This is a genomic window from Paenibacillus sp. FSL F4-0087 (genome assembly GCF_038020215.1).
Lineage (GTDB): Bacteria > Bacillota > Bacilli > Paenibacillales > Paenibacillaceae > Paenibacillus > Paenibacillus taichungensis.
Genome location: NZ_JBBODJ010000001.1, coordinates 5785410 through 5809944, shown reverse-complemented (window position 1 = coordinate 5809944; position 24535 = coordinate 5785410). Strand labels below are relative to the sequence as shown.

Annotated in this window: 19 protein-coding genes; 4 read left to right on the top strand and 15 right to left on the bottom strand. The window is 42.9% G+C overall.

The window, feature by feature from the left end; genetic code table 11:
• Positions 1–2: 2 nt before the first annotated feature.
• From MHB84_RS26650 to MHB84_RS26635, 4 genes are all read right to left on the bottom strand, one after another.
• Positions 3–1730, bottom strand: a complete 1728-nt coding sequence (locus MHB84_RS26650) for a sensor histidine kinase (protein WP_076291377.1) — start codon at positions 1728–1730, stop codon at positions 3–5.
• A 174-nt stretch (positions 1731–1904) separates the two neighbouring features.
• Entirely contained in the window at positions 1905–3410 is a 1506-nt protein-coding gene (locus MHB84_RS26645; RefSeq protein ID WP_076291378.1) for an ABC transporter substrate-binding protein, read from the bottom strand.
• An 82-nt stretch (positions 3411–3492) separates the two neighbouring features.
• Positions 3493–4422, bottom strand: coding sequence for a carbohydrate ABC transporter permease (locus tag MHB84_RS26640; protein ID WP_076291379.1), 930 nt, complete (start codon positions 4420–4422; stop codon positions 3493–3495).
• A 15-nt stretch (positions 4423–4437) separates the two neighbouring features.
• Entirely contained in the window at positions 4438–5382 is a 945-nt protein-coding gene (locus MHB84_RS26635; protein WP_076291380.1) for an ABC transporter permease, read from the bottom strand.
• 357 nt (positions 5383–5739) lie between these two features.
• On the opposite strand from MHB84_RS26635, the gene MHB84_RS26630 reads away from it, so the two are divergent.
• Both MHB84_RS26630 and MHB84_RS26625 read left to right on the top strand, forming a co-directional pair.
• Positions 5740–6351 carry a CPBP family intramembrane glutamic endopeptidase gene (locus tag MHB84_RS26630; RefSeq protein ID WP_076291381.1) on the top strand — a complete coding sequence of 204 codons (612 nt, stop codon included), beginning with the start codon at positions 5740–5742 and terminating at the stop codon, positions 6349–6351.
• A gap of 35 nt (positions 6352–6386) precedes the next feature.
• Complete coding sequence (locus tag MHB84_RS26625; RefSeq protein WP_341143077.1) at positions 6387–7127, top strand: MerR family transcriptional regulator; 741 nt, start codon at positions 6387–6389, stop codon at positions 7125–7127.
• A gap of 73 nt (positions 7128–7200) precedes the next feature.
• On the opposite strand, the gene MHB84_RS26620 is transcribed toward MHB84_RS26625, so the two are convergent.
• Complete coding sequence (locus MHB84_RS26620; protein ID WP_063563691.1) at positions 7201–8499, bottom strand: NCS2 family permease; 1299 nt, start codon at positions 8497–8499, stop codon at positions 7201–7203.
• A gap of 354 nt (positions 8500–8853) precedes the next feature.
• The gene (locus tag MHB84_RS26615) at positions 8854–9654 is read right to left on the bottom strand and encodes a GNAT family N-acetyltransferase (RefSeq protein ID WP_076291383.1); all 801 of its coding nucleotides are present in this window, start codon (positions 9652–9654) and stop codon (positions 8854–8856) included.
• Positions 9655–9984: 330 nt separating this feature from the next.
• On the opposite strand from MHB84_RS26615, the gene MHB84_RS26610 reads away from it, so the two are divergent.
• A complete protein-coding gene (locus tag MHB84_RS26610; protein WP_076291385.1) occupies positions 9985–10386 on the top strand; it encodes a VOC family protein in 402 nt (133 codons plus the stop codon).
• Between the two features lie 82 nt (positions 10387–10468).
• Here MHB84_RS26610 and MHB84_RS26605 read toward each other — a convergent pair whose 3' ends face one another.
• The 3 genes from MHB84_RS26605 to MHB84_RS26595 form a co-directional block, all read right to left on the bottom strand.
• Positions 10469–10879, bottom strand: a complete 411-nt coding sequence (locus MHB84_RS26605) for a nucleoside 2-deoxyribosyltransferase (protein WP_326101879.1) — start codon at positions 10877–10879, stop codon at positions 10469–10471.
• An 85-nt stretch (positions 10880–10964) separates the two neighbouring features.
• Positions 10965–11765 (bottom strand): Cof-type HAD-IIB family hydrolase, encoded by an 801-nt coding sequence (locus MHB84_RS26600; RefSeq protein WP_076291387.1) that lies wholly within the window; start codon positions 11763–11765, stop codon positions 10965–10967.
• Between the two features lie 455 nt (positions 11766–12220).
• Positions 12221–12964, bottom strand: a complete 744-nt coding sequence (locus MHB84_RS26595; protein WP_076291428.1) for an SDR family NAD(P)-dependent oxidoreductase — start codon at positions 12962–12964, stop codon at positions 12221–12223.
• 159 nt (positions 12965–13123) lie between these two features.
• On the opposite strand from MHB84_RS26595, the gene MHB84_RS26590 reads away from it, so the two are divergent.
• Positions 13124–14257, top strand: a complete 1134-nt coding sequence (locus MHB84_RS26590; protein WP_076291388.1) for a LuxR C-terminal-related transcriptional regulator — start codon at positions 13124–13126, stop codon at positions 14255–14257.
• 70 nt (positions 14258–14327) lie between these two features.
• On the opposite strand, the gene MHB84_RS26585 is transcribed toward MHB84_RS26590, so the two are convergent.
• The 6 genes from MHB84_RS26585 to MHB84_RS26560 form a co-directional block, all read right to left on the bottom strand.
• Positions 14328–15632 (bottom strand): sensor histidine kinase, encoded by a 1305-nt coding sequence (locus tag MHB84_RS26585; protein WP_143764813.1) that lies wholly within the window; start codon positions 15630–15632, stop codon positions 14328–14330.
• Entirely contained in the window at positions 15607–16305 is a 699-nt protein-coding gene (locus MHB84_RS26580; RefSeq protein WP_076291430.1) for a response regulator transcription factor, read from the bottom strand. The genes MHB84_RS26585 and MHB84_RS26580 overlap by 26 nt, the downstream gene beginning before the upstream one ends.
• A 291-nt stretch (positions 16306–16596) precedes the next feature.
• The gene (locus tag MHB84_RS26575; protein ID WP_076291389.1) at positions 16597–19296 is read right to left on the bottom strand and encodes an InlB B-repeat-containing protein; all 2700 of its coding nucleotides are present in this window, start codon (positions 19294–19296) and stop codon (positions 16597–16599) included.
• A gap of 4 nt (positions 19297–19300) precedes the next feature.
• Entirely contained in the window at positions 19301–21802 is a 2502-nt protein-coding gene (locus MHB84_RS26570; RefSeq protein WP_076291390.1) for a X2-like carbohydrate binding domain-containing protein, read from the bottom strand.
• A gap of 678 nt (positions 21803–22480) precedes the next feature.
• Positions 22481–23689, bottom strand: a complete 1209-nt coding sequence (locus tag MHB84_RS26565; RefSeq protein ID WP_076291391.1) for a CynX/NimT family MFS transporter — start codon at positions 23687–23689, stop codon at positions 22481–22483.
• Complete coding sequence (locus MHB84_RS26560; protein ID WP_076291392.1) at positions 23686–24378, bottom strand: FadR/GntR family transcriptional regulator; 693 nt, start codon at positions 24376–24378, stop codon at positions 23686–23688. The genes MHB84_RS26565 and MHB84_RS26560 overlap by 4 nt, the downstream gene beginning before the upstream one ends.
• Between the last annotated feature and the right edge of the window lie 157 nt (positions 24379–24535).

Genomic DNA, 24535 nt, shown 5'->3' with positions numbered 1-24535 from the left:
CATTACGCCTCCTTCGCTATGGTTAAGGTAACTTTGACACCAGCTTCCACATTATTTTCAATTTGCATGGTAAAGCCTTTCCCATAGAAAAAATGAAGCCGTGTATACACGTTGCGCAGGCCAATGCTCTCCGATACCGAGTCTCCGATAAAAGACAGATTGCGGCGGATATCAGCCAATCGATCTTCCGAGATCGAGTTCCCGTTGTCTACAATCTCCAATACGTATGAGTGGTTATTTTCAATGCCATTCACAACAAGCAGATTAAATTCATGGTCCGAATGGAAGCCGTGAACAAAAAAATTCTCGGCGAGCGGCTGCATCCAGAATTTAACGGTAGGCAGAGACAGTAGTCCCTGGTCCACATTGATTTGATAATAGAATCTGTCCGGATATTTAAATTCCATGATCTTTAAGTATTTTTCAAGCAAAGCCAGCTCACTGCCCAACAGAATAATATCTTCGTTCTTCACGATTGCACGATATAACGAGCCTAGGGTAGCTACCGCTTCAGCCGTATCAACTGCGCGGCCGGCCAGCGCAAACGATCGGATAATTTCAAGTGTATTGTACAAAAAATGAGGGTTAATTTGATTTTGAAGCGCTTTCATTTCTGTTTCCTTCTGTTTCAGTTTCAGCAAATATTCGGTTCGAATGTGTTGGTTAAGCTGACGCGTCATATCGTCGAGTTCCCTCGCGATCATTCCGTACTCATTCTTCCGATAACGGGTCGGACTGATTGGCGTAAAATTGGCGGATTTTACACGTTGGATGGAATATATAATCCGTTGCAGAAAACCTGCATCTTCACGAAGATTGTATCCGATTAATAGGAGAAAACTGACCATAGTTGCCAAAAAGATTAAGAACACGGTAATTAGCATGCTGGCTTTTTGCCGGAAAAGCACTGCCATGTCTACAACACTTATAAATTGGTAGTCGTAAGCATTGGACGAATGAATCACATAAAACACGCGGTCCAGCTTGCCTAACTGCATAAAGCCCTTGCTACGTTCGTGCAATGCAACCTGTCTGAATAATTCCTGGTTGACTCTGCCTCCAGCGTCCATGAGATAGACATCCCCAGCCGTGCTGACGACTCCGTTTTCAATCCACCGATTGTTCTGCACGCCTTTGAATAATACATCGCTGCTGACCAAAAAACGAAACTCACCGAGCTGGCGTGAGATTTGATTTTCGTCCAGCAGCTGCTTGCGGATGACGAATCCTCTTTGGATTGTCTCTCGAAATATATCATCCGTGTTCGGCAGATTAAACAAAAAGCTCATCGCGCCGTTACTGGCAAAACGCACTACGTTGCCTCGTTCCTCAGTATGTAGACTTACCTGGATGATATCTTCCTGCCCGCTGCCGAGAAAAGCTTTCACGTCTTCTGGAAACGAAGCGAGAGGCTGATCATAGCGGCTGTTCTGGAGTCTTCCCGTCAGATAGCCTTCCGCACTATTGGCGAGAAAAAAACGAACGTCTGCCACCAGACCGTTATTAGAGTAAACTCGCTGTAAATAGGCTTCAATCCGCTCAGCATCGTTTTGAAGAATGCTTTCAACCCGGGAGAATGCATCTGCCGCTTGATTCTGAGCATTCTCTAACCACTGCTGCAGCAAGACAAGCGTGGTCAACACGCTTAAAATCAGACCCATGAATAACGTGAAAATCGCGTAAGCAATAAATTTGCGGCGGTAGATTTTGATTTGAAAGAAGGAAAACATGCAGCTCTCCTTAGCAGTTGGATTATATTGAGACTTATAGTTTTAACATATAGCTATTTGTCGGACAAATCAATCCGTTATAAGCTTAAATTAAACACAAATGTCTCCAATAAGATTGGAAAACCCGAACGGCCACAACGGCTCCGTTCGGGTTATTGTCGCAAGTCTCAAGGATTATGATTTGAAATATGCGTTGATCTGTTCTTGGGCGGCTTCCATAATCTTATCCAAGCCAGCTTTCTTCAACTCTTCTACAATTTGCGGTATCTTCTGCTCTGGATCGGATGCGCCAGTGATCAACTCATAATTGTATTTGTTCCATACAGCCTTCACATTGGCTACTTCAGTGCCGAGTTCGCTAATATCCAGTGCAAAGCCAAGGATCGAAGATGAAGTGGCTGCTTCATTCAGTTTGCGGACCTGATCCCACTGATCTTCAGGTGCGCCTTTTGTGACAGCCATGTTGAAAAACGTTCCTTGCGTATAGGCCGCCAATGGCCACGAATCCGTTTTCCGTTCAACTGTATTGTCGTTTACATAATCGAAATCGACACCCTCTTCGCCATAGGCGAGCATATTGCGCAGCTTGGAGTCGGTGTTTACCAGTTCCAGATATTTAAGCGCTTCTTCCTTGTACTTGGAGTTGGCAGAGATTGCGTTCATGGATCCCTGGATTGTGCTGGTTGTATAGATCGGACCCAGAATTTGAACCATGTCGTATTTATCAATACCCGCGGAGATCTGCCAATTCACTTCTGCACCAGGGAACGCCTGCGCACTGAAGAACGGGCGATAAGGGTCAGCCTCGATCTTGGTCGGCGCATCCGGATTGATAATACCGTCCTTATACCATTGATGCATGAGCTTCAGCTTTTCCTGTATATCCGGTTGTTCCAGAACAGAAACGACTGTACGGGATTCATCTTCGGCCTTGACGCCGATCGGCTGAAAGCCGAGAGTCATATCGTCATAGTCATTAAAGAAACCGTTAATGCCCTCTCCCTGAGTCAAGGACAGTGGATAGAACCCTTTGCCTTCCCCAGCCTTGATGTCACGGAATGGCTTGTCCAGATCCTGTAGTGTCTTGATGCTGCCGAGGTCGATATTGTACTTTTGAACGAGCGCATCGTCAAACACCCAGTACTGGGTTAATGAAGAATCCTTATACGTTGGAACAGCGTAAATCTTTCCATCGACTTTCGTTCCATCCCACACCAATTCCGGGATATAACTGTGCAAGTCCGGCACCGTGTTTGGCACAAGGTCGGTAATATCCGTGAAAGCGCCCATGTTGACCTGTTGACTGTATTTTCCGTTATTCGTAAACATAATGTCGAAAGCTTCACCGGAGTTTACAATCGTATTGATCTTAGTGTCCCAATCGCCCCAACTGGCAACGCGGAGATCGATTTTTACACCAATCTTCTCTGCCGTATATTCGTTTATCTTCTCAATTGCCTTATCAAAATTGGCTGGCACTTGTCCGCCAATCGTCCACCAGACCAGCGTAGGTACCTCGCCGGAACCTTCGCCTGCATTCGATCCTGAGTTTTCCGATGGCGTGTTGTTTGACGCGTTATTGTTGTCTGAACCGGAACAGCCTGTTAAACCAAAGATAGCCAGCGTTACCACTCCAATCAAAAGCGGAGCTTTCATCCATGCTTTAAACCTTGTCCTCATTCCTCTATTCCCCCCTTAAGTTAACACGCACCGATCCTGTACAAAATTATGATAAACCTGAAATTTCCAGATTTATTTCGATTTATCCCTTAACTGCACCGACCGTCAAACCGGAGATAAAGTATTTCTGGAAGAACGGGTAAGCCAGAGCAACGGGCAGTACAATAATGATCGCAACAGCCATACGTGCCGATTCTTTGGGCATCGTGGCGACAAGCTCAGCATAGCTTATGCCCATCGTCGAAGCGTTTTTAGCCAGCGCATCAACGTTGCTCATCAGGCTGTTCAGTAGTGCCTGTAGCGAATACAAGCTTTGGTCGTCAATATACAACATCGATTGAAACCAGTCATTCCAGTACGAGAAGCAGAGAAACAGGCCAATCGTCGCTAGAACAGGCAGTGAGATCGGGAGCACGATTGTGAAGAAGATGCGGAATTGACCTGCTCCGTCGATTTCAGCCGATTCGATCAGCCCGTCCGGAATGGTCGTCTTGAAAAAAGTTTTGCAGATGATGACATTAAAGGAGGACACGGCTAAGGGTAGAATCAGCGCCCAGATTGTGTTGCTTAATCCCAACATCGTCGAATTGATGTAATAGCTGGAGACAAGACCGCCGTTAAAAACCATTGGGATGAATACCATCCATGTCAGCAGTCCTTTTAGTTTGAATTGGGGACGGGACAATGCATAACCCATCGAAGTGGTGAGCAGTACGCCGATCAGCGTGCCTACTACCGTAACGAATACGGAGACTCCGAGTGCACGTATAATCATCGAGCCCTGCTTAACGATATAGTTGTAGGACTCTGCCGAGAATGCCGACGGTAGGAGTTGGTAACCGGTCTCTCGAATCGAAGCCTCACTTGACAGTGAAATGGACAGTACCACGACGATAGGGACTACGCACAGCAAGGCTAAAATGATAAAGATCAAGTGAAACAAAATGTTCGTTCCTTTGCCAACGCGGTTAAACTTTTCAAGACCGGAATCGTAGCTTGATTGTGTTGACATCTTCCTGCCTCCTCTCTAAATCAGTGCGCTTTCTGGATCAACTTTGCGAACGATCCAGTTCGCGAATAGGATCATTCCGCAGCCCAGTACAGATTGCATGAAGGCAGAGGCGGACGCCATCCCGACCGTCGCGGTTTTGAGTTGTTTGTACACAAGCACATCGACCGTCGTGGTTACGTTGTAGAGAGAATTGGAGTCCCGTGGCACTTGGAAGAACAAGCCAAAATCCGTGGAAAAGATGCCTCCGACTGACAGAATAAACATCAGCACAATAACAAATTTCATTAAGGGCAGCGTAATATAGCGTGTCTGCTGCCATTTGTTAGCGCCATCAATGACGGCCGCTTCGTAATAGGTCGAATCCATGCTTGTGATTGTCGCCAAGTAAACAACCATCCCATAGCCGAGACCCTTCCACATGTTCATAAATACAAGGAGATAAGGCCAATAGGATGGTTCCATGTACCAATTTTTTGGATCCTGGTTGAAATGGGTCAGAACTTGATTGGCTATCCCTTTGTCATAGCTCAGGAATGCCCAAAGCACCGCGGAAACGACAACCCATGATAGGAAATACGGGAGAAACATCATCGTTTGATAAACCTTGGCTGCCTTGCGGCTGTGCAGCTGTCCAACCATCAATGCAAGTGACACAGGCACGATGATACCCAGAATAATAAAGATCATATTGTAACCGATTGTATTGCGAATTACGATCCAGACGTCATTCGAACTGAACAGGAATTCAAAGTTTTTGAACCCGATCCAGTCGCTGTTTATAACATTACTAAGAAAATTCCCGTGAATCTTGAAATTCTTGAAAGCGATAATGACACCGAACATTGGCAAGAAGCTGAACAAAATGTACCAGATTGTGGTCGGAAGCACGAGCAACGTGAGCTCGGTATCATGCTTGCGCCAGCGTGTTCTTACTCTTTTGCGGGTGACTTTTGCTCCCATATCATTCTTCCCTTCTTGTAGAACCTACCCTCGATTAGTTGTAATTCTATGAAAATCGCCAGATGATTCCTAGATCAAAAACGTAAGACAATAGTCAAAAAACAATAGGTTTCCGTATATTTCACATCGATTTTTCATTGTGATTTTTCTAATCGACTTATTTCGATAAACAAAGGAAGCCGCTAATAGAAAGACCTTGCGAGTTGTCACACTCAAGGTCCGGAAATCAGATATGGCACAAATCTTCCTATCCTCCATTTGGGACAAGAACTTAGTTTCTTAAAAATAAAGCAAATGTTGCGTGGGACGTTACGTCACAATCTACAATGAAAAAAATGAGATAAAAGGAGTTTTATGATGACTAAGCCTACTACAAAGGAACAATACAAAATCCTGTTGAAAGCATCCCTAACGCTCACATCATTTCTTTTTATCGGATTGGTTTTTATTGGGATATTTAAGTGGGGAGAAATGTTACCATTTATAGCTTCCTTATTTATACCAAACGAAATTAGTATTTTATCCGCTGTACTCATTGGTCTTATTTCTAGTTTGTTTATTACAACTATTGTTCTAATTACTTTCATCAAAACAAGAACAGAACTACCCAAAACTGAAGGATCAGATATGATCAAAAAAATAATGATCCGACCAAGTGGTATAGCTGTATCTGCAATAGGTGGTGGTGTGTTTGAAGAATTCTTTTTTAGAGGTGTCCTGATCGGATTATTTATTGGATACTCAATAATAGTGGATTGGCTCGTTATTCTAATAAGCACATTTCTATTTTGGGTAATACATGTTCCCCAATATAAAGAAGCCACTGGTATCCTTACTGGCGTGTTTGTAAATGGTTTGATTTTAGCACTACTCTTTTATTTTACCGGGTCGTTAATCCCGCCGATGCTTGCCCATGTGATTTATAATACTTCTATTGGAATTATTCTGGCGAAAAAATATAAGAAATGATTTTTTGAAAAGAGGAATTTTAGATGAGATTAACGGTGAGTAAATTTGCAAAACTGGCAAACACAACGGTTCGTACATTAAGACATTATCGACAACTTGGCATATTAGTACCCTCACAAAAAAATGAAAATGAACATTATATATATGTAAATGAGGATTTTAAAAGGCTTCATGAAATCCAATTATTGCAAAGTCTAGGTCTTTCATTAAACGAGATTAAAGTCTCTTTGGATAATCCAAATTATTCTTTCAATGAAATCATTAGAGTTCAAGAACAATCACTACGGCAGCGCAGAGAAGCAATTGATTATTCTTTAGCATCAATTGAACGAATTAAATTGGTAACCGAGCAAGATCAACTCAATGAATCAAACTCTGAAATACTTATGCTCCTTATGAATTCCATGCGTGTTGAGCAGGCTCAAAAAAAGCTGCTTCAAAAGTATATCTCTGTAGATATTATCGATCAGGTGTTTCCAGAGGATTTCTCTAAGCAAACGTACTTGGATGGACAACTTTACAATTTGTTATTGCTGGTCCATCGAGCTATCGTAAAGGATCTTAAACCAGACCATCCTTTCATACAGCAGCAGTTGCACGATATATTTGCAGATACTCCATTAAGTAATCTGTTTTTTAATGACGAGGTAAATAACGAAGAACTGTATAAAAACGTAAAACCCTATGAATCGTTGGTGCCTAAGCATACTATGGATTTTTTAAAAGAAGCATTTGAAGTATTAAATACGAAGAAGAATTCTCCTCTAAAGGATTAAACCGAGGGCTACATATCAAAAAGGAGAGCCGCCTCTATATAAGCAGTTCTCCTTTTTATGATTAAACTGTTTCTTAGTGGTCCAGGAATACAAGCTGAATGAAGAACAATACGGCAAAAATGTAGAATATCGGATGAACGTCCTTACCCTTTCCGCGAAGCAGCTTGAGTACCGGATAGAAAATAAAGCCAACACCGATCCCTGTCGCAATACTGTGCGTCAACGGAGTAAGTATGATAATCAAGAAGGCAGGAAATGTTTCTTCGAGATCCTTCCAGTTGATTTTGCTGATTACGCTAATCATAAAGTAACCCACAATAATCAGTGCCGGAGAAGTAATCGCCGGGATACCTGATATGACACTTACGATAGGTGTAAAGAACAACGTAAGAGCAAGCAGTACACTTACCGTTACCGCCGTCAGCCCTGTTCTTCCTCCTGCAGCCACCCCTGTGCTGGACTCGATATAAGCCGATGTTGGGCTCGTTCCGAGCAAAGCGCCGGTGGTAGTTCCTACGGCATCTGCCAATAGGGCGCCGCGTGAGCGCGGAAACTTACCTTCCTTCAGCAGTCCTGCTTGCTCAGCAACGCCGAGCATGGTCCCCGTCGTATCAAACAGCGTGATCAACAGGAATGTAAATATGATGGTATACAAACCATTAGAGAATACACCTGCCAAATCCAATTGGAAAGCCGTTGACGTGAGGCCTTGCGGCAAGGATACAATCGACTCAGGCATTTGAAATAGTCCCATGATCCAGGCAAGAACCGCTGTGACCACCATTCCGATGAACAGATAACCTTTTACATTGTATGCCATAAGCACAACAGTGATAATTAATCCGATAATGGTCAAGTAAGTCATAGGTTCTGCCAAGTTCCCGATCGTAATCAAATTCGATTCTGAATCGGCAATAATCCCGGAATTTTGCAGACCTACTGTTGTGATAAACAATCCGATACCTGCTGTTATCGCGTGCTTAAGGCTCGCAGGAATGGCATCAAGCAGCATGTAACGAAATGAAGTAAGTGATAAAATAATAAACAAAAGCCCTGCTATAAATACCGCTCCTAGTGCAACCTGCCAAGACACACCATATCCAGCAACTACACTATAGGCAAAGAATGCATTCAGACCCATACCAGGCGCTATGACAATCGGATAATTGGACCCGATTCCCATAATCAGTGTCGCGACAATACTTGCCAGCACCGTAGCAATGAATACGCCGTTAAAGTCCATGCCCGTACTGCTGAGTATTCCTGGGTTTACGATCACTATGTATACCATCGTGAAAAATGTCGTAATCCCTGCGATGATCTCCGTTGATACGGTCGTGCCTCTTTCTTTTAGTTTGAACCAATTGTCCATGATTAAAGCCAGCCTCCAACTTTCAAATTATTCACCAAAGCTAAAAACAAAAAAATCCTAATCATCGTCATAGGATTGTAATATTACCGCTCCTATATTCGTCATTAGGATTAAAAAGCTAAGATTCTAAACCAATGATAAGGATACTCATATCTGCTTTACCCTGATGCCCTTTCGAATTTTAATAAATATTACACTCATTGTCAATGAATTAACGTATTGTTCACAGTTATTTACGAACTATATAGAGATGATATGGAGTGTTCATTCGTTTTTTAGAGTAAGCTACACTGAATTTAGTTTTTGTACCAATCAAACAAAAAAAGCCGCTAAAGTAGCGACTATAGATTTGGACTATATTTTTGTCGTGGATAAAGTAAAATTGACAATATAAAGTTCCATTGTTGTTTGATACCCCAAGCCTTCATATAAGCGAACAGCAGGCACGTTATTTGCTAAAACGCCCAGATAAACATCTGGTGACCGTTTTTTACCGAGGTGTGTCAATTCACTGGTTAGGCGTTTAGCTAATCCTCTGCCTCTGTAATCTAACCTGGTAACAATATTCCCAAGCTCTACTAGCTGAGAGTCATAAAAATGGTAGCCACCAACAGCTATGAAATCTTCCCCTTCCTTAATTCCAAGGAAAGGGTAATTCTCTAACTCACTTCTTGTGAAAAACCTCATTTCCCCACTATGTAAAAAATCAATTACCTTAGAATATTCATTTTCATTTATCTTTTTTGCAATGTGAGCTTCAAGGAGTTTCGATTCATCCTGATGTTTCATCGTTAGAAAACGCTGAGGAATTCCTTTGATGAGACCGAAGGATTGAAAAAGTTCAAGGTCCCGTTGACAGAGTATCGTACCACATACAGCACTTTCGTCAAGTTGGATCGTTTCTCTTGTAAAAGCAACGAGTTCTGGCAAAAAGATGTCCCGACCTTCAACTCGGAAGAAAGAAAATGCTGGAAAGGATAGTTCGCTATAATAAGCTAATACGGCTGTAAGTTGACTATTCATAAATTGACCAACATATTGAGCCTTATCCATACGTTGCGTTAAATAACTATAAAAAAGCAAATTCTGTTCTGTATTAATGTTGGGCAATAATTCAATAATTGTATCGTGAGTAAGCAAGCGATGCGAAATCATTTTAACACCTCTCAACCTATAATTTCTTATTCTCTTTTTTATCTTGTTTTCGTTCAACAAATACCCAGATATAGTATGCCAACCAAAATACAATAGGAACTAAGAATACATATGATCTCTGGTTTGCTGGAAGAAAGTAAATTACAAACAGTCCAATGATTAACATCGGTGGCATCAGGATAAAGTACTTCTTCTTATCTATGTCCATCCCTCCATTTGTTCAATATTCATAATAATAACATTCATTTATTTCTTTGATAAGATTCGCATCTGCTGCCAGAAGTAGAGTATATTAAGCTTAGTTAAAATTTTATTTAGGAGGCGACAGCCATGCCACAAGAAATCTGGATTAACCTGCCTGTCAAAGATGTTGAGAAGTCAACTGCCTTTTTCAATGAGATTGGATTCCAAGCGGTGAGCGTTGGGAACGAAAGAGCCAAGCTTTCCATAGGTCAAACAGCTATTCTATTGTTCCCGGAGTCAGCGTTTGAGAAATTTACAGGTTCAAAAACAGCAGATACTTCCCATAGCGCAGAAGTAATATTCTCTATTGGCGCTGAAAGCAGAGAAGAAATAGATACCTTTATTCAAAAAGTGGAGTTTGCTGGAGGAAGCATCTTTGGCAAACCGAGTGAAAGCGACGGCTGGATGTACGGCGCAGGATTTGCCGACCTGGACGGTCACCGCTGGAACCTGTTATACATGGATGAGAGTAAAATGCCGAAAAAATAAGCGAAATGCCGGTCACCTGTTAAGGTCGCCGGCGTTTGTTTCATATGGTACTTCGTACCGTTTTATTTGTATTTCTGATCAATTATGAGGATGCACTTATTTTTTGTAATGTAAGATCTAATTGTTCTTTAAGTTCTTCCACATTATGACAAACAACTGAAGAATTCATCAACATGAGTTGTCCCCATTGATTGATATCGAATTCACCTTCATGTAGACAAAAGATAGGTTTCTTATGCGCATAAGCATAACCAAGCTCCCAGCAGGTATTACTTAAATTCAAGCCATTGTTGTTTATAACAGCGACAAACATATCACATTCTTCTATCGCCTTAACAGTGAATTTGAACATTTCATCTCTACTTTTTGAGTCCAGAAATTGAGTTTCTATGTCTCTATGTGGTAGATGTGTGGTTAAGAAATGTGCTTCCATAATCGTATTTAACCGTTCCAATTTCCGTCGTTCCCCAGAAGTAAGTATAGAGCCTGACAAATATACATTTTTATGCAAATATCACACGCTCCTTTTCACAGCCTTTGTCATATAGTAATTTCTATTTGAATGTTTAGAGCCAGTCCTACTGTAAATCCATCATTTTTTGAATGGTTATTAGAACGCCGTTTTCTTCATTAGATTTTGTGATGAAACTTGCTGCTTTTTTGGTGTTCTCGCAAGCATTGCTAACAGCAAAGCTGTACTTAGCAATTGTCATCAGTTCAACATCGTTTTCTCCATCACCGAACGACATCGTTTCCTCCGCAGTTACCCCCAGCATATCCTGTAATTTTTTTACCGTTTCGCCTTTATGAGTATGAAGAGCAGTAATATCCAGCCATCTGGCTTCAGAGTCGACAATATAGATTTGCCCATTTAACGTTTGTTCTACATGTTTTCTAAGCATTGTGCTTCTGCCTTCTGTATCAAATACGGTTATTTTGATAAAATCACTCTCGATTTCAGAGAAGGAATCCACTTTTATGACTTGTTCATAAGAGCCTTTAACTACGTTGTACATATCATCAGAGATCGAGGAATGTACGTATGCTGCATCGCTTGCACATACAATGATTGTCATTTGGGGATCAAAACCTTGAATTTCTTCAATGGCTCGCAGAACAAGCGTGCGATCAATGCTAAACTCTTTGACGACTTTTCCATCTTTCTTAATTCTGGCCGCGCTATCTCCGAGAATCCAAATTCCTTTTCCATGGTTACCAAACAACTTTTCTACTCGTTCACACTGTTTTCCCGTACAGGCAACAAACGTTATTCCTTTCTTTTGCATTTCTTCATGTACTTCATTAAAAAGTTCATTATCAAACGAACCTTGATTATTCAAAAATGTTCCATCCAGATCAGTTACTACGAGTTTAATCATTTTAAATCCTCCGACTTCAAGTTGGATTTATTATTCATCTTTATAAAGTAAACTTATTAAGTATCTATGGCAATTCCTTTATCTATTCAAAGAGATCATTAATGGATCGAACTGGCTTCACTTCTATAGGCTGATTCGACAATTTCAAAGCCGCATATGCCCCAATCCAAATGATAGCTGCTAAAATTATATATACCATAACGCTCACCTCCTGTATCTCCATTGGTCCTTTCTAATGTAGCCGTGCGTTTTGTAACCATCTTTATAAAACAACTTTATAAAGTCAGTATGCAGCAAACCTTAATGCTCTGTCAAAGGGTATTTTAGGAAGCTTCTATAGCCTCGGCCGTATGTAAAAGAAAACCTCTAATCATGAATGAATTCTTCAATGATTAGAGGTTTATTTCGATTTGAACATTGGTTTTCAGATAAAATCATCTTTTATCTCACCAAAATTAATGTGCGGTATACCCTCCATCAACAAGCAAGGTTGTACCATTCACGAAACTAGCATCATCACTGGCTAAGAATAATACAGCTTTTGCTACTTCTTCTGGTCGTCCAAGTCTGCCCTGTGGGTGAAGTGAAGTTAAATATTCTTTGCTTTTTACATCTACATTTTTCAACAGAGGCGTTTCAATGTATCCTGGACATACCGCGTTGACACGGATTCCCTCGCTTGCATATGCAGTACATAAATTCTGAGTTAACAGTTTAACGCCTCCTTTTGCCGAGGCATACGCTGTCGTTTTAGGCAACGCAACAAAGCTGTGGATTGAGCCAGCATTAACAATAACTCCACCATTTCCTTGCTTAAGGAACTGCTCAATCGCATATTTATCGGAAAGAAATACCCCTGACAAGTTAATATCGATCGTCCGTTTCCATTTATCATATGACAATACATCAGCGATTTCGTCATCAGCAACCCCTGCATTTGCATACATAATATCCAGCTTACCGTATTTCTCAACGGTTTCATTAATCATGTGTTTAATATCTTCTTCTTTAGTCACATCTGTTTTGACAAATAACGTATCATGACCTTCCCCGTTGAGTTCGGCAGCTAGTTCTTTACCATGTTCAGAAAAGTCAGCAATGACCACTTTTGCTCCTTCTTTTGCGAAAAGGCGAACAGTGGCTTCTCCAATTCCACTAGCACCACCTGTAACAATAGCTACTTTTTCATTTAATTTCATAAGATTCAACCGCTCCATTTCTTCATAGTAAGATTCATGAACTTGTACTCCTCAATCTTACTCCTTTAATTTTGAAATACTATCCTATAAAGTTCTGTGTAATAATGGATTGTATACCCCCCATTTGTAGGGTATTTCATTTGAAGGGAACGACTTATTATGACACAAAATTTTCATCCATATACTGAAATGACTTTTCAGGAATTTGTATTATTTTTCAAAACGCATAGCAAACAGCTTGAAGAAAACACAAACATTTACCTGATCGCGGAAGCTAATATTTCTGAAACACATCGGATCGAAACGGAAGTACTGATGAGATCCTTTTTTCAGATGTTTACTTATTCAGACTTGGATCATATGGATAATCATTATTCTTCTTATTTGGATACCTGGGTTCAATCCCAGCTAACTATTTTAAATATGGCAAGCTTACAATGGCTTCAAATTATATTGGAAAAATCTTTACTAACACTATTAATACAACTGAAACATCAACGGATGTTGGACCCGCTTATGTTCCTGTTATCTGTCTTTTCGTATCTGATGCATAGCTTTCATAAGTGGGCTGATACGGAGTCTGGTAATCATGAAACGGAGGAAAATAACGAATTAATAAAACTGCGTCTGTTGGACCAATTAAACCAACTCCTAGTCAGTTCTTCGGGAGCTTCAGATCTAGCCTTTATCCTGAAAAAATGTGAGAAGTATTTCAATTATAAACGTTGTGTCTTCTATGCCTATGTACCTTGGTCCAACCAGTTCTATGGGGTCATTGGTGAAGAACTTCCGAAAATTCAGAGTATGAAAGGACAATTGACCGAGCAAAATCTAATCTTCAACTCTAAAAGACCGATCTATTTGAAGAATCCAAAACCTTATCTAAGGGATGAGCATATCCAGTTATTTCAGTTGTCTTCGATTATATTTATACCGATTGCTCACGAGCATCAATTGTATGGCTGGGTCACTTTTGACCAAATGGGAGATTCATTTGATTGCACGAAGTCTGAGCTGGATTTGCTTGAACAAGTGGGAAAAAGGATTGGTTTGTTTTTATCTAGGAAAGAGAAGGAAAATACCGCCAAAACGATGGCCATCGCTTTAACAGAAAGAGAGGCAACCGTTCTCGAACTTCTGGCGGAAGGTTATGATAACAAGAAAATCGCTTCCTTGTTGTTCCTCAGCGAGTATACAGTGAGAGATTACGTAAGCAGCTTGATGACCAAGCTGCGTGCAAAAAATCGGACACAGGTCGTTGCCTATGCTTTCCGTTGGGGATTATTGAGTTAGTACCGTTGAATTTAATTCGCAAAAAAAAGATCACCAACATATGTACCCTGTTGATGATCTTTTATTTCATTCAGCGCTTCTTGGGTAAATGCACAATAACGTTGAATTGATCGCCGTGAATCTCGACTTTGATCTGCCCTCCATGCAACTCAACGATGCTTTTCACAATAGCTAGACCTAGTCCCGAGCCCTCTGTCTGGCGGGATTCGTCTGCTCTTTTGAAACGTTCGAACAGTTCTTCCGCATCAAAATCAATCTCATAGGCAGAGGTGTTTTGAATTTTGAATCTTACCAGATCATCCGTTTCGTCCAAGTAAATATAGATGCGAGTTCCTGGAAGCGAATATTTCTGCGCGTTGTTAATTAGATTTTCAAATACACGCCATATTTTATTACCATCCAAATACGCATGGATCGGGAACTTGGCAATCCTCTCCCGCATTTCGAGCGACTCCTGTCCCATATGAGTGTTGGATTCCGCTATCGCTTGTGTCAATAACGTTGCCACATCGATGTACTCCATATCCAGCTCTATTGAACCGCTGGCCATCTTAGAGATATCGAACAGGTCTTCAATTAACAGTTTCAGTCGAAGCGACTTGCGCTCCAGCGTTTCAATATAGGCTCGGCTGGTTTCCGAAGTATGATTTTCTTTTTTTAATAAATCGACATAGTTGATAATCGAAGTAAGCGGAGTCTTCAAATCATGCGATACGTTAGTTATCAGTTCCGTTTTTAACCGCTCGCTTTTCATTTGATGTTCCAATGCGCTTTGGTACCCGGCTTTCATATTGTTAATATAGCCAGCAAGTTCAGATAGGGAATCGTTTCCGGCAGCATCTTGAATTGAACTCTGAATATTCCCTTCGGCAATCTTTTTACTTCCATTGATGATAGCGATGAAACGTCTAAGCTTGGAGAGCATATAAGGAACCACAAACAGCACAAATAGCAACAAATAAAGGATGAGCCATCCCTCTCCGTAATATGTGACTGCCTCCCAAAAACAAATGCCGGCTAAGGCGGTCAGCAGAAACATAATAATGAGGCCAAACGTTAGTCTCCCGTTTTGCAGACTGGCTCTAAAACCGGTCCTCCAAATATAAAAGTAATCTAGCAACACACTGCCATCCCAGAAGGTACGTTTATTATGAGGCGCCTTAAAATAACGAAACAGTCTGGCTACCAACAAACCCAAGATAATAATGGAAAGTAGTTCCAAAATAAAACGTGAAGTTGAAAATCTCAGACCCACCCCCAAGTATGAATACTCGTTAATAAGTAAGAAGATCCCTAAAATAACTGCGATGATGAGGACAAGAGGGTCGATTCCAATCGTTCGATCCGCTTTACTTTTTCTCAATTTTGTATCCAATTCCCCATACCACCTTCAAATATTTTGGGTCTTTAGGATTGATCTCAATTTTTTCACGAATATTTCTCACATGTACGGCAACCGTATTCTCTGAAGCAAAAACCGGTTCATTCCACACGCGTTCATAAATCTCTTCAATCGAGAAAACTCGGCCCTTGTTCTCCATTAACAGCTCCAAAATTTTGTATTCCTTCGCAGTCAGTCTAACGTCCTCTCCATCCACTTCAACAGTTTTCGAGCTTTTGTTCAACACGAGTCCTTTCACTTGAATGATCTCTTCCCCAATGGAGTGAAAGGAACCTAAATTCGTAAACCGGCGTAGCTGAGATCGGACTCTAGCGACCAGTTCCAAGGGATTAAATGGTTTTGTTATATAGTCATCGGCTCCAACATTAAGTCCCAAAATCTTGTCACTATCCTCCGATTTGGCGGAAAGCATAATGATCGGTATATTTTTATCTTCACGAATTTTAAATGTCGTCTTGATCCCATCAAGCTGCGGCATCATGAGGTCCATGATAATAAGATGAATCGTTTCTTGTTCAAGGATCTCCAGTGCCTCCAATCCGTTAGAGGCCGTAAATACATCTACTTCATTGCTTTTTAAGTAAATAACGAGAGCTTCTCGAATTTCCGGTTCATCGTCTACAACAAGAATATTATTGATCTCCATATTTCTCACCTTCATCGCGTAATTGCTCCTACAACTCTACAATACTTTGTGCAGACGCACCAGTTACGTAATGCGAATACATTTTTCCATTTCGTTTCCTTAAGACCAGCATACACAATCTAAATGAAAAATCTCTGTTATAAAAACGAAGGAATTTATGAAGTTTTTATACATCGTCAGGAAGTGATTGAGACTTGAAAGTTCTTCTCCTCCATCAAGTAATAAAAAAGAAAAACCAGCCTCTAATAAAAATATATAGTAGGCTGGTTTGTAATATTGTTAAACTATTTGTCAGTTATTCTGATTATCGATCAAATTGCTTCCTACCAAAAAACGTTGTACTATCGCTGCAGTTTCGCCCCGAGTCAGGTTCTTTGTTGGCATCAAGCCTTCAGTCGATCCTTCCACAAGTCTGTTCTTCACGGCTGCAGCCATGGCCTGTTTCGCCCAGGCAGCAACCGCTGCTTGGTCTGCAAACGGAGACAGCAGAGATATTGCATCGGCTCCGTCGGTTTCTAGACCCGCGAGTCTCAAAGCCCGGTTCATGATCACCAATGCTTCTTGCCGAGTAATGGTTTGGTTAGGAGCGAAGGTCTGGTTTTCATAGCCTTCAATCAAGCCATATTCCACAGCCTTGGCGATAGCGCCAGCATACCAATCACTGGACGTAACATCAGTAAACGTCGTCTCGTTGCCATTATCAGACAAGCCCAACGCGCGAACCACGATGGCTGTGAGTTCTGCCCTTGTAATGACAGCATCAGGTTCATAATGGTTCTCGTCTTTACCTTTGATAATTAAGCGGGAAGCCATATCATTTACGGCCTGCTTCGACCAATGACCTTCCACATCTGCGAAGTTCTTCTGATTCCAGACCAGGAAATAGTCGCTGTTGGTTAGACTGTTCACGGTCGCATAATTTTTCCCATCACGACTTGTGATATAGGTCGGAACATGGCGTACACTTCCATCTGAATTCAGCACGGCTGCCGTTGTCACCTTGCTCATATCAACGCCAGCGGGAAGCGGAATTTCGCGTTTCACGTAGCTGCTGAACTGCTCGACGCCTACCGTTTTACCTTTGTAGGATGCCGTAACATTAAAGGTAACAGGCGGAGCCGCAATCTCAAATCCTCCTTGAGCCGCCGCAGTTTCCGCGAGAACCACCACAGCCTCATTACTCTTGGTAATTTCCACATGAACGACAATGTCCGAAAGTTTGACCTGTTCGCCCAGTTTAGAGGAAATGTTATCAATGGCGATTTGCCCGGCAGGCAGCTTGTAGGTACCGTTTGGCGTCTGAACTTCCAAAATCGCTTGCTTGTTTTCCATACTCTTCACCGCTTCACCCGTCAAAACGACCAATACTGTGTCCACACTTCCGGTTACGGGGATAATCACGGTGGATTTGTTGGCCGCCTGTTTGAGCTGATCAACTAGTTTGGATGGATCGATCGTAGCCGTCAACACCGATTTGCCGTTCTCTTTAGTCATCGATCCTGTAGCAATTTGGTCTTTCACAATGCCGTCAACAATGACTTGTAAGCCCGCAGGTTTCTCGACGGTCGGTGTACTTGGAATTGATGGCGTGCCAGAGTTATTCGAACTATTTGAACCATTGTTAGAACCACCGATTGTCCACTTCGCAAACAATGTCATATCAGATATGACTATATCTGCCGCAAAGTTCCAAGCATTTGTTCCCGCTGGTTCTTTGTACCAGCCTGCGAATGTGTAGTCCGCTCTCGTCGGCGCTGGCGGAGCACTGATTGTCTTGCCGCTATCCACATTGGCGATACTGGAAACCACACTACCTCCCTTGGAGTCGAACGATACAGTGTGTTGTATCGGTCCCTCTTTTACCGTTACCTTGCCAGGGATCAACGTTTTATTCATCTCTTCCCCGGACGAATCCAGGATAGAGAAAAGAGTGGGTTCTTCTGTCTGAACCGTCAGTGCCTTATCACCTAAAGTCGCCTCGCCCTTAATCTTGAAGCTGACGGTGAACAACTTCTCTCCAGCCGCAATTGGCGTATCTCCTGCATCGCTGTCTACCCATACTTTTTTGAGCCAGCCTGCATCGTTATCGTAATTGGAGTCGAAGTAATCTCCTGAATTACCCACAACGCCCGTTACTTCCAGACCCTCTGTGTCAAAATCAATCTGTAGGCTGTGAGCTGCAATTCCATAGGTAGAGTCGATCACTGTTACCGGTACGTCCACTGTAGCCCCCGGCGCACCACTGACCGAACCGATCTGGATCTGTGCTGCGTGCCGCGTCCACTTGGCGTACAGCGTTACATCGGACGTTACAGCGTCTTCTTCGAAATTCCAAGCTTCAGTACCGGACTCATCTTTATACCACCCTGCAAACGTGTAACCCGCCTTATTAGGCGTTGACGGAGCACTCAATGTCATGCCGTTAGCCACATCAGTCGCCGGCTCTACCGTGCTCCCTCCCTGCGAGTCGAACGTAACGGAGTGCGCTGCATTTGTTACCTTTACTGTGATTTTTCCGTTCTCTACTGTAGTCGAAGCGATATCATTACCCTCATAGAGTTCGTATTTGAGCAAACTCAAGTTAGAATCCCCAGACTGTGCAGTGTTCTTAATTTTGAAATGAAGTGTGAACACCTTTGTATCTCTTTCTACAACCAATACTGGATTAGCCTTTACATTGATTGTCCCATCAATGGAGAGATCCGTTGCAAAATCTCCCTCATCTGTAAAGCTCCCTAATTCATCTGTCACTTCATTTCCGGATTCCAGCTCCAGAGAGTTGGTATCGAACCCAATCGAAATGTCGTATTGGTTAATCATTTCCTCAGGTGTCAAAAATACCGACACGCTAACGGAATCTCCGGGATACCCTTCTTCGCTGCTTACCTTCATTGAGTTTGACGCTATTTCTGACTCCGCATAACCCGTCGTTCCGAAAGGCAACAGCATTACGGCCGCCAGCATTGTAGATATGATTTTTTTCCAACGCATTATATCAACCCTTTCCCACGGAGATGGCAAGAATCACTTTGATATCTTCATCGTCCCATTTACCGTCACCATTCATGTCAAGCGCCTGCAATTGCTCGGGCGTTAGTGTGATCTTGCCTTTGATATATTTGCTCAACAGAAGTGCATCCGCAGCCGTCACTTTACCGTCGCCATCGGCGTCCCCCATGACAAACACTTTATAATACGCGGTATACGTCACATCAGCTGTCACCGTAACTGCAGTTACTTGTTGACTTGTAAGCGTTGTAATCCCGCCATCGCTGCTCCATCCTGCAAAATGATATCCCTCCGCTGGCGTGACTGTTGGCACCGTTGCCGGATGTCCACCAATTGCTACATTTTCGCTTGTACCTTCGAAAGCGCCGTGATCTCCGGGCAAATAGCTAACCGTTAGCATCTGCGGTGTCGTGTCACTGATTGTAACTTCCAGCTTCTGTGGTGCTCCCTTACTAAAGGTGAAGATCAAGTTTAGCGTTCCTTCCGCTTGTTTCGACAAATACTCTTTACTGATCGTCACCGTACCAGCAACAACGTTATAGTCGGTACCCAGCACAAGTGCTTCAACTCCATTGGTAATTCCAGTAAGTTCATTTCCGTTTAAGACAACTTCTGTTGTTACATCCTTGTAATCCGGTGATGAGCTGTATTTATCGAAAAATCCAGTTGTGGGATTGATTGTACTGTTCGTTACCGTTTTCCGTAAAATGACCCCCTCCTGTCCGATCACTACATCTTCGCTTCCGCTCGAAACAATATCCATAAGATAAATGTTAGTACCGCTAGGTTGCTTCGTCCAAGTGATTCCATCTGTCGAAGTTACAATGGTTCCGGAAGCCCCAGCGGCTTTGAAGCCATTCTCGTCATAATGAATACCATGCAGGGCGCTATATACCGGGCTCGTTTGATCCGTCCAGGTTAACCCATCGGAAGAAGTAATGATCTTTCCGCCTTCCCCGACCGCTACAAACAAACCGTTGCCGTAGGTTACATTATACAGATAGGTTGAAGAGTCAGTGGGTTGTTGCTTCCATGTTATCCCATCAGAAGACGTTAAAACTGTGCTGCCACCTACTGCGACATATAGACCGTTTCCATAACTGACACCATAGAGCACGTCTGACGATTCATTAGCCTGGCTCGTCCAAGTCTCCCCATTTGATGAAGTCAGTATCGTGCCGTTAGCACCTACAATTACATATTGCTGATCTCCATATACACTTCCTAAAAGCGTACCCTCACCATACGTTTGCTCAGTCCAGGATAGCCCATTGGACGAGGTCATAATAAGGCCCTGGAATGCGGCTGATTCCTTATACCCCAATGCAATAAATTTGCCATTACCATAACTAACACTTCCAATATAATCTCGCGTAAAAGGTGCTACGGATGGCTTCCGGTTAATCCAAGCCTTCCCATCTGGAGATGTGAGAATCAAACTTTGTGAGGTTGTCGATCCCACCAGTTCATTCCCTACAGCAACAAACATACCATTGCCATAAACTAAGCCCTCGAGGCCTGCCGCCGTTCCCTTCAACTGGTCTGTCCATGAGATCCCATTGTCTGAAGTCAAGATCACACCGCTGTACCCAACGACCACAATGAGTCCATCTTCAGTTCCGATGCCGTTAAGATCCTTAGCAGTCTCTTTTATTTGAACTGTCCAGGTCGTACCATCAGGAGAAGTAACAATGGTCCCTCCTCCGCCTACCGCCACATATAAGTTGCTGATATTGTCATAGATTACTTTATTCAGAGTGGCAGAGGTATTGCTCGTCATACTGTTCCAGTTCGTCCCATCTGTCGATGTCATAATCAAGCCACTCTGCCCTACGGCTACGTATTTGTTGTTGCCATAGGTTACTCCGTAAAACATGTTAGTAGTACTAACCGTTTTGGTACTCCAACTAATCCCGTCGGCGGATTGAATGACAAATCCTCTAATCCCTACTCCAACAAACTTATCTTTGCCATATGTAACACCCATGTGAAAGTTACTTGTACTACCTACGGTCTGTCCCGTCCAAGTCATCCCGTCGGTCGAGGTCATCACTTTCCCGTCGGCCCCTACTGCTACAAACTTCCCGGTGCCGTATACAACACTAGATATACCGTAAGTTGTAATATTTTGCTTCTGAATCTTCCACTCTGTTTCCCCGTCTACCAAAGTTACTACCAATCCGCTTGATCCAACCGCGACAAATCTGCCATTGCCGTAGCTGACACTTGATAGACTGGAATTAATGGCTTCTGGATGATCCGAAACCATCCAATTCTTCCCGTCAGTGGAAGTGAGAATCACTTGATTTCGTCCCACTGCGACAAATTGATGGTTGCCATAGGTTACATCATTAATTGTATTAGCTGTTGGGAATGGACTTAGTTGTTCCCATTCGTCGGAAACAGCTTCTGCATAATTCTGCGGTATGAACGCCACCGTCATCAGGAATGCCAATACTATCGCCAGACCTCGTTTGAAAATTTTCATGTTCTTCCTCCCGCGTTTATCATTTTCCTATAAATGGAATTCTAATGAGTTCAAATTTTGAACTCGTTATCTGGGACCTTTTTTGGTTTGGTTTTCCCTTCAATTCATTTTCCCCCTCGTGTACATTTTAAAAATTGCAATTACACGCAAAGTATATCGAACTATTCTGAACCAATTCTGAACATGAGTTTTTCGGTTTTCCAACTGCAAACATCAAAAAAACGTCATGTGATATATATTCATGACGCTAAACCAAATCGTATCGATTCTAAATAATCCATTTTTTTACTCTAAGAACTTTCTGAGGTCAACCGTATAACATCCTATCTTCAAATTAAGTTCCTTTTGTAATACATAACCGTAACAGCAGACAAGAATTTGGAGCATTAAAACAAAAAAAGTCGCTAAAATAGCGACTTTCAATGGGATGATGTTGTATCCCTCGACAGGAATTTTGAAACTAGATCAATATTTTAATCTAGATCTAAACGAATGGTTTTATTAAGTAAATGGATAGTCATCCCAAACAACATAGTCTTTTGGATAAACGATTCTTTTTGGTTGCCTTAAAGTTGAAATGGTATTCCGGCAGAACCGACAGAATTGATGCTACAAATCTCATTCTGCATCTGCCGTTGGAATTCGGCGTGTTACACAAGCTCTGCTTATTCTTCTCTCTTATACCGTGCGATTGCTGGATGCGCCCAAACCAAACAGGAGCAGCAAAGCGCTAACGCCAAGCAGAAGCAATAGCGGGGGGTTCCAGCTTGCCGTGATGTCATGAAGCAAACCAAACAAGATCGGTCCAGTTGCTGCCAGCAAATATCCTACGGATTGCGACATGCCGGACAAAGAAACTGTATCGTGGGCATCTTTCGTCCGCAAACTTAAAAAGATCATGGCCAAGCTGAACGCACATCCCCCACCAATTCCGAGTAGAACTGTCCATAACGAAATGAGCGCATTTCCCCCAAAGTAAAGACCTCCCAATGAAACAAACAACAGAATAGTCATGATGATGACCAGTAAACGTTGGTTCTTCATGCGTCCCGCAACAATCGGCACGATGAACGCTACAGGCAGCGCAGCAGTTTGAAACAGCGATAACATCCAACCGGCGCTGTCTTCACTCAATCCCCGGCTTGTCATGATTTCTGGCAACCAAGCGACCAAAACATAGAAAAGGAGAGACTGTATCCCCATAAAAAACGTAACCATCCATGCTAGAGGCGAACGCCACAGACTTCGACGCTTGAGCGCACCACTTGTTGCCGATACGGCACCCCCCCTACTCGCCCGAGCTTGAGGCAACCAGAACAATGCAGCCAAAAGAACGAGTACGCCCCAAATGCCGAGCGCACCATTCCAGCCGAAACCGAGATCACGGGCGACCGGAACACTGACACCGGATGCAATCGCACCGGATAAATTCATCGACACCGAGTACACACCGGTCATGAGACCGACTTGATGAGCAAAATTACGCTTAACCAGACTTGGTATGAGTACGTTGCACACCGCAATCGCCAACCCAATCAAAGCAGTTCCTGCAAACAAAGAAGCTGTTGCGGCCAACGAACGGATCGCGATACCTACCATGAGTAAAATCAAAGCATAAAGAAGAGTTCGTTCCACCCCAAGACGGCGTGCCAGAAAGGGGGCGAACGGCGAAAGCAGCGCGAAAGCAAGCAACGGCAGCGTAGTGAGCAGACCTGCTGTAGCATTTGACAGTTCGAGGGATTCGCGAATCGAGCCGATCAATGGGCCTACCGATGTTAAAGGCGACCGCATAATCATTGCAATCAGAACGATGCCGAGGATGATTGGCCAAGCCAACGACAACGGTTTCTTCCCAATCGTTGACTTTGTATCGCTTAGTACGCTCATGGCTGCTCATCTCCTTTGACCTCAAAAACAGCTTTCGATTCCGCAATATGACGGTGAACCGCTGCCACGGCACGTTCGGCATCTTGATCAACTATCGCTTCAACCAGATGCCGGTGCATCTCCTTGAAACTCGCGCCGATTTCATAACGAGTCAAGCTGATAATGGTATCTTGTGATGCGTCCGCGATATGGTTGTATAATTCGATTAAGATTTCATTATGAGACGCCGCGATGATGCCTTGGTGTAGACGGATATCCTCTGTTACAATTCCATCCATGTCACCGCGTGCTGCCGCCGCCTCCCAACGTTCCAATTGGAGAAGAAGTTCGCGCGCCTCGTCGTCCGTTCTGCGCTGTGCGGCAAGATGGGCTCCCTCGCGCTCGAGCGCATGCCGGACTTCCAATGTCTGCATTGTATCGGAGCGCATGATTCGTTTATGTAGCACAACGCCCAGCACGCTCGAAGAGCAGACATACGTCCCGTCCCCTTGTTTTGTCTTCAAGAGTCCTGCGTGGACCAACGCTCGAATGGCTTCCCTCAATGTATTACGGCTAACATTCAACTCGACCATCAATTCTGGTTCAGCAGGAATACGAGTCCCGACAGCCCACTTGCCAGATTCGATCTGTCTTTCCATTTGCAATGCGACTTGCTCGACCAGTGTCAGCCGATTTGTTTTCTGAAGCATACGTAAGCCCTCATTTCATCTATTTTTTTCAAACGTAGGATGTTTGGTTAATAGGTACTTTAACACACTTATATCCTCTAGGCAACTCCTTGCCTAAAAACAGCCTATGAGTATTCAGGTCAAGGACAAAGTTCTATAGTTCCATAAAAACAAAAAA

Coding starts and splice junctions, on each gene's coding strand:
- MHB84_RS26650 (WP_076291377.1), bottom strand. CDS start 1,730: ATGTTTTCCTTCTTTCAAATCAAAATCTACCGCCGCAAATTTATTGCT.
- MHB84_RS26645 (WP_076291378.1), bottom strand. CDS start 3,410: ATGAGGACAAGGTTTAAAGCATGGATGAAAGCTCCGCTTTTGATTGGA.
- MHB84_RS26640 (WP_076291379.1), bottom strand. CDS start 4,422: ATGTCAACACAATCAAGCTACGATTCCGGTCTTGAAAAGTTTAACCGC.
- MHB84_RS26635 (WP_076291380.1), bottom strand. CDS start 5,382: ATGGGAGCAAAAGTCACCCGCAAAAGAGTAAGAACACGCTGGCGCAAG.
- MHB84_RS26630 (WP_076291381.1), top strand. CDS start 5,740: ATGACTAAGCCTACTACAAAGGAACAATACAAAATCCTGTTGAAAGCA.
- MHB84_RS26620 (WP_063563691.1), bottom strand. CDS start 8,499: ATGGACAATTGGTTCAAACTAAAAGAAAGAGGCACGACCGTATCAACG.
- MHB84_RS26615 (WP_076291383.1), bottom strand. CDS start 9,654: ATGATTTCGCATCGCTTGCTTACTCACGATACAATTATTGAATTATTG.
- MHB84_RS26610 (WP_076291385.1), top strand. CDS start 9,985: ATGCCACAAGAAATCTGGATTAACCTGCCTGTCAAAGATGTTGAGAAG.
- MHB84_RS26600 (WP_076291387.1), bottom strand. CDS start 11,765: ATGATTAAACTCGTAGTAACTGATCTGGATGGAACATTTTTGAATAAT.
- MHB84_RS26595 (WP_076291428.1), bottom strand. CDS start 12,964: ATGAAATTAAATGAAAAAGTAGCTATTGTTACAGGTGGTGCTAGTGGA.
- MHB84_RS26590 (WP_076291388.1), top strand. CDS start 13,124: ATGACACAAAATTTTCATCCATATACTGAAATGACTTTTCAGGAATTT.
- MHB84_RS26580 (WP_076291430.1), bottom strand. CDS start 16,305: ATGGAGATCAATAATATTCTTGTTGTAGACGATGAACCGGAAATTCGA.
- MHB84_RS26575 (WP_076291389.1), bottom strand. CDS start 19,296: ATGCGTTGGAAAAAAATCATATCTACAATGCTGGCGGCCGTAATGCTG.
- MHB84_RS26570 (WP_076291390.1), bottom strand. CDS start 21,802: ATGAAAATTTTCAAACGAGGTCTGGCGATAGTATTGGCATTCCTGATG.
- MHB84_RS26565 (WP_076291391.1), bottom strand. CDS start 23,689: ATGAGCGTACTAAGCGATACAAAGTCAACGATTGGGAAGAAACCGTTG.
- MHB84_RS26560 (WP_076291392.1), bottom strand. CDS start 24,378: ATGCTTCAGAAAACAAATCGGCTGACACTGGTCGAGCAAGTCGCATTG.